The 11,993-nt window shown below is 66.5% G+C and carries 10 protein-coding genes; 6 read left to right on the top strand and 4 right to left on the bottom strand.

Features of this window, described 5'->3' with window-relative positions; translation table 11 throughout:
• Positions 1-51: 51 nt before the first annotated feature.
• The gene (locus GD429_RS21185; protein ID WP_152859588.1) at positions 52-345 is read right to left on the bottom strand and encodes a DUF4148 domain-containing protein; all 294 of its coding nucleotides are present in this window, start codon (positions 343-345) and stop codon (positions 52-54) included.
• Between the two features lie 394 nt (positions 346-739).
• Complete coding sequence (gene ceoR, locus GD429_RS21180) at positions 740-1,744, bottom strand: putative multidrug efflux transcriptional regulator CeoR (protein WP_152859586.1); 1,005 nt, start codon at positions 1,742-1,744, stop codon at positions 740-742.
• Between the two features lie 457 nt (positions 1,745-2,201).
• Between ceoR and GD429_RS21170 the strand changes: the two genes are divergently transcribed.
• The 4 genes from GD429_RS21170 to opcM are packed head-to-tail and all read left to right on the top strand — an operon-like array spanning position 2,202 to position 9,104.
• On the top strand, positions 2,202-3,062 hold the full coding sequence (locus tag GD429_RS21170; protein ID WP_152859582.1) for an alpha/beta hydrolase: 861 nt from the start codon (positions 2,202-2,204) through the stop codon (positions 3,060-3,062).
• A 32-nt stretch (positions 3,063-3,094) separates the two neighbouring features.
• Positions 3,095-4,312: a multidrug efflux RND transporter periplasmic adaptor subunit CeoA gene (gene ceoA, locus GD429_RS21165; protein WP_152859580.1), complete on the top strand. Its 1,218-nt coding sequence runs from the start codon at positions 3,095-3,097 to the stop codon at positions 4,310-4,312.
• 45 nt (positions 4,313-4,357) lie between these two features.
• On the top strand, positions 4,358-7,558 hold the full coding sequence (gene ceoB / locus GD429_RS21160) for a multidrug efflux RND transporter permease subunit CeoB (RefSeq protein WP_152859578.1): 3,201 nt from the start codon (positions 4,358-4,360) through the stop codon (positions 7,556-7,558).
• Between the two features lie 10 nt (positions 7,559-7,568).
• Entirely contained in the window at positions 7,569-9,104 is a 1,536-nt protein-coding gene (opcM, locus tag GD429_RS21155; RefSeq protein ID WP_152859576.1) for a multidrug efflux transporter outer membrane subunit OpcM, read from the top strand.
• A gap of 104 nt (positions 9,105-9,208) precedes the next feature.
• On the opposite strand, the gene GD429_RS21150 is transcribed toward opcM, so the two are convergent.
• Positions 9,209-9,805, bottom strand: coding sequence for a TetR/AcrR family transcriptional regulator (locus tag GD429_RS21150; protein ID WP_152859574.1), 597 nt, complete (start codon positions 9,803-9,805; stop codon positions 9,209-9,211).
• A gap of 125 nt (positions 9,806-9,930) precedes the next feature.
• Here GD429_RS21150 and GD429_RS21145 point away from each other — a divergent pair, with 125 nt between their 5' ends.
• Positions 9,931-10,362 (top strand): Tautomerase enzyme, encoded by a 432-nt coding sequence (locus GD429_RS21145; protein WP_152859572.1) that lies wholly within the window; start codon positions 9,931-9,933, stop codon positions 10,360-10,362.
• A 65-nt stretch (positions 10,363-10,427) separates the two neighbouring features.
• Here GD429_RS21145 and GD429_RS21140 read toward each other — a convergent pair whose 3' ends face one another.
• A complete protein-coding gene (locus tag GD429_RS21140) occupies positions 10,428-11,318 on the bottom strand; it encodes a LysR family transcriptional regulator (RefSeq protein ID WP_321574751.1) in 891 nt (296 codons plus the stop codon).
• A gap of 98 nt (positions 11,319-11,416) precedes the next feature.
• Here GD429_RS21140 and GD429_RS21135 point away from each other — a divergent pair, with 98 nt between their 5' ends.
• Entirely contained in the window at positions 11,417-11,857 is a 441-nt protein-coding gene (locus tag GD429_RS21135) for a PACE efflux transporter (protein ID WP_034181836.1), read from the top strand.
• Positions 11,858-11,993 lie beyond the last annotated feature (136 nt).

Raw genomic sequence — 11,993 nt, 5'->3', positions numbered from 1 at the left:
GGTGTTTCGCGACGCCGCGCACGGGGCGACCCGCTGCGCGGCGTCGCGCGTTTACCGGCCTCCGCCGGCGAGCTGGTTGCTTTCCGGCATCGAGCGATACGGGCCTTGTGCGAGTTCGAGCCCTTGCGGATACGAAGTCGCCTTGCGCAGGTACGCGAGCGTGCCGTCGCGGCGAGCCTGTTCGACTTCCGCGCTCACTTCGGCGCGCGTGCGCGGGCCGTTGTGCTGCGAGTACCACGACGTGTTGCCGTAGTCGCCGGCGTGCGGCGTGCCCGAATCGGCGAAGGCCGGTGCGGACACGGCGAGTGCGAGGGCAACGGCGGAGAGAAGGGTGCGGCGGTTCATGACGTAACTCCTCTGTGTCGGAGTTGGCGCTTCAGCGCTCGCTCCGGTCCCATCAAGCGGGATCTGTTCAATGCGCAACGAGGTGCGCGACAGGGTTTACTCTAGGTATCTGTTCGGTCGCGATAAATGCGGCAGACGCGAATTGATTTGTCGTTGCAAAGGAACAATCGTCATCCGCACGGCCGGCAGGGTTATGCGGAAATCGCCGGTAGCCCCATGCAGCGGGGCTCACACGGGTGCGACGACGGCGCGCAACGACGCACGCGGACGATTGCCGCGTTCTGCACAAAGGATTGCTGCGGATTCGGGAAAGATGGCAGGCACCGCGCGGGAACGCGGCGCGAAGGCGGGACAACGCGCGGGCCTTGCCGCCCGCGCGTGCTGGTTCAGACGATTACGCGACCCACTCGTTGATGACCGGCGTATCGAGCGCCGGCGCGCGTTCGGCTTCCTCGAACGTACGCTTGCTGCACGTCGCGTCGAGGCTGCCCTTGCCGCTCAGCAGCGGGCAGCGGTCGAACACTTCGGCGATCCAGTCGACGAACACGCGCACCTTCGGCGACAGATGGCGGCTGTGCGGATACACGACCGAGATCGGCATCGGCAGCGGCTTGATGCCGGGCAGCACTTCCTTGAGCCGGCCTTCGCGCAGGTGCGGCAGCACCATGAAGAGCGGCGGCTGGATCAGCCCGAAGCCTTCGATCCCGCAGGTCACGTATGCATCCGCATCGTTCACCGACACGATGCTTTCCATCTTGATCTCGGTTTCCTTGCCGTCGATCAGGAACGACCAGTCGATCGTGCGGCCGGTGCGGCTCGAGAAATAGTTGACGGCCTTGTGCTGGCTCAGATCCTCGATCGTCTTCGGCTCGCCGAAGTGCTCGAGATAGGCGGGCGCGGCGACCGTCACGCCTTCGAACAGGCCGACCCGGCGCGCGACGAGCGACGAGTCCTGCAGCGCACCGACGCGGATCACGCAGTCGACGCCTTCCTGCAGCAGGTCGACCGGGCGGTCGGACAAGCCGAGTTGCAGGTCGATGTCCGGATAGCGCGTGTGGAATTCGCACAGCGACGGAATCACGAGCAGCCGCCCGATCGAACCCGGCATGTCGATACGCAACTTTCCGTGCGGCTTCCGGTTGTTGGCCTGGAAGCTCGCTTCGGTTTCCTCGACGTCCGCGAGGATCCGCACGCATCTTTCGTAGTACGCGGCGCCGTCCGGCGTCAGCGACAGCCGGCGCGTGGTCCGGTGCATCAGCCGCACGCCGAGGAACGCTTCGAGATTCTGGATGATCGTCGTGACGGACGCCCGCGGCAAGCTGAGCGTTTCTGCTGCCTTGGTGAAGCTGCTTGTATCGACGACGCGAGTAAACACCTGCATGGCCTGAAGCCGGTCCATCACAACCTCCGCAATCTAGGGTCTGCTTGTATATGGGACGCGCATGCGTTGCCACGAGAACGGCCGCTCGCGAGGCGCGCGACGCCGCGAATACTGACGTATCGCCAAGGAGCGCAACGCGGCGAGCGGCCGTTCTCGTGGCAACCCCAAATTAAAAAATTCATGTCACGGGAATGCCCGAAATCGCCCGTATGGCGGCGTCGCTCGTCGCTTGTTTGGCTCGGCCAAACGGCGCTCCTCACTCCTTGCCCTACGAGCGATTTCGGGCATTCGCATGTGCGTTCCATATGCAAGCAGACCCTTTTGCCGCCGGAACAAGAAGGCTGCGCTACCTCGTGGGTGAACGCAGCCTCGGATTGTTCGGGGTCGTTGAATTGTGTTGCCGGATTATAGGCATTTATCCCAATGTCTGCCGGACCCAGAATTCGTTCCATCTCGAAATGGATGCTGCATCGTCATGGACGCTTCTGAATTCAGCAAATTCCTGAAAGCCGCGCTGCCCGCGCAAGCCTTGGCGGGCGCGGCGCTGACGGTCGCCGAAGTGGAAATTCCCGGCTACGCGCAGGACATCGTGCTGCGCCTCTACCGCCGCCCGGACAAGACCGGGTTGCCAGTAGTGCTTTATTTCCACGGCGGCGGTTTCGTCCGCGGTTCGCTCGAAGACGCCGATTTCGCCGCGCGTTTTTTAGCAGAACGCTTACCAGCTCTCGTAGTGTCGGTCGATTATTCGCTCGCGCCGGCCTTTCCTTTTCCGGCCGCGCCGGAGGATGCGTATCGCGCGGCCGTGTGGGCCGCGACACGTGCTCGCGCGTTCGGCGGCAATCCGAAGAAGATCGGTGTCGCGGGCCATGACGCGGGCGGCCAGCTCGCGAACTGTCTGGCATTCATCGCACGCGACCGCGGCGAAGTGTCGATCGCCGCGCAGGCGCTGTTCGGGCCGATGCTCGACCCGAGCATGACCCGCATCGGCGACGCCGAGCGCCTCGCGTCCGACATCACAGCGCGCGAATGCGCGGCCTGTTATCGCGCGTATCTGCCGCAGGCGGCGCAGCGCATGCACCCGTACGCGGCGCCGATCGAATCGGTGCGCCTCGCGGGGCTGCCGCCGACGCTCGTCGTCACCGCGCAGAACGACGTGCTGCACGTCGAAGCGGAGAAATATGCGGGCTGCCTGATTTCGTCGGGTGTGCTCACGCAGGTGATCCGCTATCCGGACATCACGCACGCCGCGCTAGCGACGCACGAAGCCGCATTCGAGGAAGCCGTGCGCTTCTTCCAGTGTCGCTTCAACGCGCGCCAGCCGAACCGTTCCGAATAACCAGAACCAATCCACGTTTACTGGAGATCCACATGGCCATCCTACGCACCTCCCGTTCCCGAATCGCGACAGCGGCGATCGTGACGCTCGCCGTCGTCGGCCTCGGAACGTTCGGCGCAATGCGCGTGAGCGCGAACGCGCCCGAAAAAGCGGCCGCGCCGCTGCCCGAAGTCGATGTCGCGACCGTCGTGCCGCAGACCGTGACCGACTGGCAAGGTTATTCGGGCCGCCTCGAAGCGATCGAGAAGGTCGACGTACGCCCGCAGGTGTCGGGCACGATCGTCGCGGTGAATTTCAAGGACGGCGCGCTCGTGAAGAAGGGCGACGTGCTGTTCGTGATCGACCCGCGCCCGTACCAGGCCGAAGTCGACCGCGCGGCCGCGCAGCTCGCGGCCGCCCAGGCGCGCAACGGCTATGCGCAGACCGACTGGCAGCGCGCGCAGCGGCTGATCGGCGACAACGCGATCGCGAAGCGCGATTACGACGAGAAGCAGAACGCAGCCCGCGAGGCGGCGGCGAACGTGAAGGCGGGCGATGCCGCGCTGGAAACGGCGCGCATCAACCTCGGCTATACGCGGATCACCGCGCCCGTGTCGGGCCGCGTGTCGCGCGCGGAGATCACGGTCGGCAACGTCGTGTCGGCCGGCGCATCGGCCGCGCCGCTGACGACGCTCGTGTCGGTGTCGCCGATCTATGCGTCGTTCGATGCGGACGAGCAGACCTACCTGCAATACATCAACGGCGCGCGCGACGGCCGCAAGGTGCCGGTCGAGCTCGGCCTCGCGAACGAAACCGGCTACTCGCGCAGCGGCGTGATCGATTCGGTCGACAACCGGCTCGACACGTCGTCGGGCACGATCCGCGTGCGCGCGCGCTTCGACAACGCCGACGGCGCACTCGTCCCGGGCCTCTACGCGCGCGTGAAGGTGGGCGGCAGCGCGCCGCACGAGGCGCTGCTCGTCGACGACGCGGCGATCAACACCGACCAGGACAAGAAGTTCGTGTTCGTCGTCGACCAGCAGGGCCGCGTGTCGTACCGCGAAGTGCAGCAGGGGATGCAGCACGGCAACCGGCGCGTGATCGTGAGCGGGCTTTCCGCGGGCGACCGCGTGATCGTGAACGGCACGCAGCGCGTACGGCCCGGCGAGCAGGTGAAGCCGCACATGGTCCCGATGACGGGCGGCGATGCGCCGTCCGCGCCGCTCGCGAGCACCGCGAAGCCGGCCGCACCGGCGAAGGCGGATTCGTAAGCGGTCCGCCGCTTCGCATCCGCGTTCAACCAGACAGAGCCAGAAATGAACATATCCAAATTCTTTATCGACCGGCCGATCTTTGCAGGAGTCCTATCGGTGATCATCCTGCTCGGCGGGGTGATCGCGATGTTCCTGCTGCCGATTTCGGAATATCCGGAAGTCGTGCCGCCTTCCGTGATCGTGAAGGCGCAGTACCCGGGCGCGAACCCGAAAGTGATCGCCGAGACGGTCGCGTCGCCGCTCGAGGAGCAGATCAACGGCGTCGAGGACATGCTCTACATGCAGTCGCAGGCGAACAGCGACGGCAACATGACGATCACCGTCACGTTCAAGCTCGGCACCGATCCGGACAAGGCCACGCAGCTCGTGCAGAACCGCGTGAACCAGGCGCTGCCGCGCCTGCCGGAAGACGTGCAGCGGCTCGGCATCACCACGGTGAAGAGCTCGCCGACGCTGACGATGGTCGTGCACCTGATCTCGCCGGACAACCGCTACGACATGACCTACCTGCGCAACTACGCGCTGATCAACGTGAAGGATCGCCTGTCGCGGATCCAGGGCGTCGGCCAGGTGCAGCTGTGGGGTTCGGGCGACTACGCGATGCGCGTGTGGCTCGATCCGCAGAAGGTCGCGCAGCGCGGGCTGTCCGCCGAGGACGTCGTGCAGGCGATTCGCGAGCAGAACGTGCAGGTCGCGGCCGGCGTGATCGGCGCGTCGCCGTCGCTGCCCGGCACGCCGCTGCAGCTGTCGGTGAACGCGCGCGGCCGTCTGCAGACGGAAGACGAGTTCGGCGACATCGTCGTGAAGACGACGCCGGACGGCGGCGTCACGCGCCTGCGCGACATCGCGCGGATCGAACTCGACGCATCCGAATACGGGCTGCGCTCGCTGCTCGACAACAAGCCGGCCGTCGCGATGGCGATCAACCAGTCGCCGGGCGCGAATTCGCTGCAGATCTCGGACGAAGTGCGCAAGACGATGGCCGAGCTGAAGCAGGACATGCCGGCGGGTGTCGACTACAAGATCGTCTATGACCCGACGCAGTTCGTGCGCTCGTCGATCAAGGCCGTCGTGCACACGCTGCTCGAAGCGATCGCGCTGGTCGTGATCGTCGTGATCGTGTTCCTGCAGACCTGGCGCGCGTCGCTGATTCCGCTGATCGCGGTGCCGGTGTCGATCATCGGCACGTTCTCGCTGCTGCTCGCATTCGGGTATTCGATCAACGCGTTGTCATTGTTCGGGATGGTGCTCGCGATCGGTATCGTGGTCGACGATGCGATCGTCGTCGTCGAGAACGTCGAGCGCAACATCGAAAGCGGGATGAATGCGCGGCAGGCGACCTACAAGGCAATGCAGGAAGTGAGCGGGCCGATCATCGCGATCGCGCTGACGCTCGTCGCCGTGTTCGTGCCGCTCGCGTTCATGTCGGGCCTGACCGGCCAGTTCTACAAGCAGTTCGCGATGACGATCGCGATCTCGACGGTGATCTCGGCGTTCAACTCGCTGACGCTGTCGCCGGCGCTGTCCGCGATCCTGCTGAAGGGTCATGGCGAAAAGGAAGACTGGCTCACGCGCGTGATGAACCGCGTGCTCGGCGGCTTCTTCCGCGGCTTCAACAAGGTGTTCCATCGCGGCGCGGAGAACTACGGCCGCGGCGTGCGCGGCGTGCTGTCGCGCAAGACGCTGATGCTGGGCGTGTACCTCGTGCTGGTGGGCGCGACCGTGCTGGTGACGAAGGTCGTGCCGGGCGGTTTCGTGCCCGCGCAGGACAAGGAATACCTGATCGCGTTCGCCCAACTGCCGAACGGTGCATCGCTCGACCGTACCGAGAAGGTGATCCGCGACATGGGCTCGATTGCGCTGAAGCAGCCGGGCGTCGAGAGCGCGGTGGCGTTCCCGGGGCTGTCGGTGAACGGCTTCACGAACAGCTCGAGCGCGGGCATCGTGTTCGTCACGCTGAAGCCGTTCTCCGAGCGGCACGGCAAGGCGCTGTCGGCCGGCGCGATCGCCGGCGCGCTGAACCAGCAGTACGGCGCGATCAAGGACTCGTTCGTCGCGGTGTTCCCGCCGCCGCCGGTGCTCGGCCTCGGCACGCTCGGCGGTTTCAAGATGCAGATCGAGGATCGTGGCGCGGTCGGTTATGCGCGGCTTGCGGATGCGACCAACGACTTCATCAAGCGCGCGCAGCAGGCGCCCGAGCTTGGCCCGCTGTTCACGAGCTACCAGATCAACGTGCCGCAGCTCAACGTCGATCTCGACCGCGTGAAGGCGAAGCAGCTCGGCGTGCCGGTCACGGACGTGTTCAACACGATGCAGGTGTATCTCGGCTCGCTGTACGTGAACGACTTCAACCGCTTCGGGCGCGTGTACCAGGTGCGCGTGCAGGCCGATGCGCCGTTCCGCCAGCGTGCTGACGACATCCTGCAGTTGAAGACGCGCAACGACAAGGGCGAGATGGTGCCGCTGTCGTCGCTCGTCACGGTAACGCCGACGTTCGGCCCTGAAATGGTCGTGCGCTACAACGGCTACACCGCGGCCGACATCAACGGCGGCCCGGCGCCGGGCTTCTCGTCGGGCCAGGCGCAGGCCGCGATCGAGCGGATCGCGCACGAGACGCTGCCGCGCGGCGTGCGGTTCGAGTGGACCGACCTCACGTACCAGCAGATCCTCGCGGGCAACGCGGCGATCGTCGTGTTCCCGATCAGCGTGCTGCTCGTGTTCCTGGTGCTCGCCGCGTTGTATGAAAGCCTGACGCTGCCACTCGCGGTGATCCTGATCGTGCCGATGAGCATTCTGTCGGCGCTGACGGGCGTGTGGCTCACGCAGGGCGACAACAACATCTTCACGCAGATCGGCCTGATGGTGCTGGTGGGGCTGTCCGCGAAGAACGCGATCCTGATCGTCGAATTCGCGCGTGAACTGGAGCACGACGGCAGGACGCCGCTCCAGGCCGCGATCGAGGCGAGCCGGATGCGGCTGCGCCCGATCCTGATGACGTCGATCGCGTTCATCATGGGTGTCGTGCCGCTCGTCACGTCGACCGGCGCGGGTTCGGAGATGCGGCACGCGATGGGCGTCGCGGTGTTCTTCGGGATGCTCGGCGTGACGCTGTTCGGGCTGATGCTGACGCCGGTGTTCTACGTCGTGCTGCGTACGCTCGCGGGCGGCAAGATCCACGTTGCCGGCAAGGACTCGGCCGGGTATGGCGTGCCAGCCCAGGGCGTACCGGCTTCGGATGCTTGAGGATAAGAAGATGGACAACATGCACAACACGAATGGCCTGATGCGCTTCGCGAAGGCGGCGGCCGCGAGCACTCTGCTCGCGACGCTGCTCGCCGCGTGCGCGGTGGGCCCCGACTACAAGCGCCCGGATGTGTCGACGCCCGCCGCGTTCAGGGAAGCGCCGACGCTCGCCGCGGGCGAACAGGCCGGCACGTGGAAGACGGCCGAGCCGTCGGACGGCGCGCACCGCGGCGAATGGTGGACGGTGTTCGGCGACCCGGTGCTCGATTCGCTCGAGACGCAGGCGCTCGCCGCGAACCAGAACCTGAAGGCCGCGGCCGCGCGTGTCGAGGAAGCGCGCGCGGCGACGCGTTCGGCGCGCTCGCAATGGTTCCCGCAGGTCGGCGCCGGTTTCGGGCCGACGCGCGAAGGGCTGTCGTCGGCGTCGCAGTTCCAGCCGCAAGGCACGGGCCCGACCACCGCGACGCTGTGGCGCGCGCAGGGCACGGTGTCCTACGAGGCCGACCTGTTCGGCCGCGTCGGCCGCAACGTCGAGGCGTCGCGCGCCGACCAGGCGCAGAGCGAAGCGCTGTTCCGTTCGGTGCAGCTCGCGCTGCAGGCGGACGTCGCGCAGAACTACTTCGAACTGCGCCAGCTCGACTCGGACCAGGACCTGTACCGCCGCACGGTGGAATTGCGCGATCAGGCGCTGAAGCTCGTGCAGCGCCGCTTCAACGAAGGCGACATCAGCGAGCTCGACGTGTCGCGCGCGAAGAACGAGCTGGCCAGCGCGCAGGCCGATGCGGTCGGCGTCGCGCGCCGGCGCGCGGCTTCCGAGCACGCGCTCGCGATCCTGCTCGGCAAGGCGCCCGCGGATTTCGCGTTCAAGGAAACGCCGATCGTGCCGGTCGGCGTGAAGATTCCGGCGGGCCTGCCGTCCGCGCTGCTCGAACGCCGTCCGGACGTGTCGGCGGCCGAGCGCGCGATGGCGGCCGCGAACGCGCGGATCGGCCTCGCGAAGTCGGCGTATTTCCCGAAGCTCGATATCACGGGGGCGTTCGGTTATGAGGCGTCGACGCTCGGCAACCTGTTCCTGTGGTCGAGCCGCACGTTCCTGCTCGGGCCGTTCGCCGGTACCGCGCTGACGCTGCCGCTGTTCGACGGCGGGCGCCGTGCGGCCGGCGTGCAGCAGGCGCGTGCGCAGTACGACGAACAAGTTGCGAACTATCGGCAGCAGGTGCTCGTCGCGTTCCGCGAGGTCGAGGACAATCTCGCCGACCTGCGCTTGCTCGATGATCAGATCCGCGCGCAGGACGCGGCCGTCAATGCGTCGCGCCGTGCGGCGACGCTGTCGCGCACTCAGTATCAGGAAGGCCAGGTCGCGTATCTCGACGTGATCGACAGCGAGCGCTCGGTGCTGCAGTCGCAGTTGCAGTCGAACCAGTTGACCGGTGCGCAGGCCGTGTCGACCGTGAACCTGATTCGTGCGTTGGGCGGCGGGTGGGGCGCGGCGCCGACGGCGGTTGGCGATGCGGCGACGGCCAGGCAGGAAGTCGCCGTGCGTTGAGATGCCGGCCCGCGACGGGCCGCCGTAGCAGGTGGATGATCGAAGAACCCCGATCCGTGATGACGCGGATCGGGGTTTTTTATTGACCGTTCATCGGCCGTCCGCTATGCCTGCTGCTCCGGTTTCACGTCCGTGCGTTCCGCGATCACCACCGCGTACCGGCCGACCGCATCGGCGATGCGTTCCGCCAGCGCGGGGTCGCGCACCGCGCGCGCGAGCGTGACGCCGCCTGAAAGCAGCGCGAGGAATGCGATCGCTCGGTCGTCGTCCGGTGTGTCGCCCAGTCCGGACGATACTTCGTCGACGATCTGCCGCAATGCCTGTTCGTACGCGTCGCGCGTGTCGTCGTCGGCGCGCATCACTTCGGGGGACAGGCTCGGCAGCGCACAGCTTTCGCCGAGTTCGCAGGTGCGCCGCGGCCCGAGGTAGAACGAAACGAACGGGCGCCGCCAGCGCGCGCCATGTTCGGCCTTGAACGTCGCGACCCCTTGTCGGAGCTGGTCGAGGCCGGCGAGGACGACACTGCGGAATGCTTCACCCTTCGATTTGAAATGCCCGTAGAACGCGCCGTTGGTGACGCCCGCCGCCTTCGTCAGCGGACCGATGCCGGAGCCGCCATACCCCTCCTGACGGAACAATCGGCTCGCGGCATCGAGGATGCGCGCGCGGGTTTCGTGCTTGTGCTCGACGGAATAACGCATGACAGGCTCGCTTCAGAGCGATCGCTCTTTATCTTGCAAAGAGAGCGATCGGTGTCTAATGTATAGAGAGTGACTGATATTTATATCACGTCACGATTCCGATCACCTGACCAGGAGGAAGTGCGATGCCGATCACGCTAACAGTATCTGAAGGGGTTTTCACGCCGGACGACGAAGGGCCGGTATTTGCCGAGCTGACCGATGCGCTGCTGGATGTCGAAGGGTTGACCGGGAATGCGTTCCTGGCGCCGAACGTGGTGGGCACGCTCAACGTGCTGCCGCGGCACCGGACCTTCGTGCGTGGACGCGCGGAGCCTGCCGCATTCGTCGAACTGAAGCTTCCCGCCGTGGCGCTGGCGGCGCCCGACACGCAGCGGCAATTCGTCGAACGGGCGACCGCGATCGTGCTGCGCCGGGCCGGCGGGCGGCTGACGCCGGCGCAAGTGTGGGTGAATGTCGTCCATGCCGTCGACGGCGGATGGGGGATTGCCGGACGACGCTACGACAACGCGTCGCTCGTCGATTCGATCCAGAGTGCGGCCGCGGCTGCGCAGTAACTGCAACTAACGGTCGATCCGTCATGCGTTGACCGACGGTGCGGCGGCAATCGCCGCCGCACCGGTTACGTGGTTTCGCCAGCAGCCCGCAGCGCCTGCACCAGTTCGCTCGCCGCCTTGCCGAGCCCAGTGTGTTTCGGCCGCCGCAGGTACACCGGCAGCGGCAGCCCGTTGCGGATGTTCGCGAACGCGAGCGGTGCGAGTTCGCCGGCCGTGACATACCGGCCGATCATCGATGCGGGCAGGTTTGCCCAGCCGTGACCGGCTGTCACGAGCGCGATCGCGGTGGCCATGTCGGTCACCTTCCATGTGCGGTTGCCGATCACGGGCCGCACGTCGGTCAACTGCCGCTCCGGATCGGCGATCACGATCTGCCGGAAGCCAGACAGCCGCTCGATCGCTTCAGGATGCGCGGCTTCGGCGATCAGCGGATGGCTCGGCGCGGCGACCGCAATGAGCGTTTCGGTCCACAGCGCATGGATCTGTTCTTGCGGATGCAGGTCGAGCCCGCCGTACGCGACGCACAGATCGACGGCGCCGCGGTGCAGCGCGTCGACGATCGCGTCCTGCGGCGCCGTGACGATGCTGATCGCGAGCGCCGGATATTTCGCGGCGACTGCCGTCAGCGCGCGGGCGACGGGCGCGCTGTCGAGTTCGGCCGCGAGCCCGAGCCGCAGTGTGTCCTCGACGCCTTCCGACAGGTGCTGCGCATGCGCGCGCAGCGCGTGCAGCCGTTCGGCGATCGAGCGTGCATCGGGCAACAGCGCGGCCATTGCAGCGGTCGGTGTCGGTTCGCGCGTGCCGCGGTCGAACAGCACGAGATCGAGTTCGGCCTCGAGGTTCGCGATCGCCATGCTGACCGCCGACGGCGTGCGGCCGAGCGCGCGCGCGGCCGCCGAGAACGAGCCTTTGTCGATGACGGTCAGCAGCATGTCGATGTGGTCGCTGGTCAGCACGTGCGGCCTCCTGTCAGAAAAATTGAAAGGACCTGACTTTGGCGGACAGGGTACCCGCTGCTAGTCTCGCCACCTTGTTCGATTCGAAGGGGATGTTCATGCAAGGCTGGAAGCGACGCATAGTCTACGTCGTGATGTTCGAGGTGCTCGGCATCCTGATCGCGTCGACGGTGCTCGGCGTGCTGAGCGGCGCGAGCGCCGAAACGAGCGGCCTGCTGGGCGTGATGATCTCGACGACGGGCGTCACCGTCAATTTCCTGTACAACCTCGCGTTCGAGGCGTGGGAGCGGCGGCGCGCGGCGACGACGCGCACCGTGGGGCGGCGCGTGCTGCACGCGGTCGGTTTCCAGGTCGCGCTCGTGACGTTCCTGATCCCGCTGATCGCATGGTGGCTCGACGTGTCGCTGGTGCAGGCGTTCCTGTTCGACGCGGTGCTGATCGTGTTCTTCCCGATCTTCACGTTCGTGTACAACTGGTCGTTCGACAGCGTGTTCGGGCTGCCGGATGCGGTGACGCGGAAGGCCGACGCGGCTGCGTGATGCAATGCGCCGCGCCGGTGTCCGGCACGCGGACGTGGATCGTTCAGAGGTGTCCGGATCCGCGCGGCGGATGCGCCGGTGATGTGCGGCGGGCGACAGGAAAGCGATGCGGGGCGGGCCCGCACCGTTTCCGGAT

The sequence above is a fragment of the Burkholderia sp. BE17 genome (assembly GCF_009362305.1).
GTDB classification, from domain to species: domain Bacteria; phylum Pseudomonadota; class Gammaproteobacteria; order Burkholderiales; family Burkholderiaceae; genus Burkholderia; species Burkholderia pyrrocinia_C.
The sequence above is the reverse complement of the archived record's forward strand: the minus strand, read 5'-3'. Positions and strand labels throughout refer to the sequence as shown.

What these genes read in the sequence shown, in the direction of transcription:
- GD429_RS21185 (WP_152859588.1), bottom strand. Translation starts at nt 345, where the DNA reads ATGAACCGCCGCACCCTTCTCTCCGCCGTTGCCCTCGCACTCGCCGTG.
- ceoR (WP_152859586.1), bottom strand. Translation starts at nt 1,744, where the DNA reads ATGGACCGGCTTCAGGCCATGCAGGTGTTTACTCGCGTCGTCGATACA.
- GD429_RS21170 (WP_152859582.1), top strand. Translation starts at nt 2,202, where the DNA reads ATGGACGCTTCTGAATTCAGCAAATTCCTGAAAGCCGCGCTGCCCGCG.
- ceoA (WP_152859580.1), top strand. Translation starts at nt 3,095, where the DNA reads ATGGCCATCCTACGCACCTCCCGTTCCCGAATCGCGACAGCGGCGATC.
- ceoB (WP_152859578.1), top strand. Translation starts at nt 4,358, where the DNA reads ATGAACATATCCAAATTCTTTATCGACCGGCCGATCTTTGCAGGAGTC.
- opcM (WP_152859576.1), top strand. Translation starts at nt 7,569, where the DNA reads ATGGACAACATGCACAACACGAATGGCCTGATGCGCTTCGCGAAGGCG.
- GD429_RS21150 (WP_152859574.1), bottom strand. Translation starts at nt 9,805, where the DNA reads ATGCGTTATTCCGTCGAGCACAAGCACGAAACCCGCGCGCGCATCCTC.
- GD429_RS21145 (WP_152859572.1), top strand. Translation starts at nt 9,931, where the DNA reads ATGCCGATCACGCTAACAGTATCTGAAGGGGTTTTCACGCCGGACGAC.
- GD429_RS21135 (WP_034181836.1), top strand. Translation starts at nt 11,417, where the DNA reads ATGCAAGGCTGGAAGCGACGCATAGTCTACGTCGTGATGTTCGAGGTG.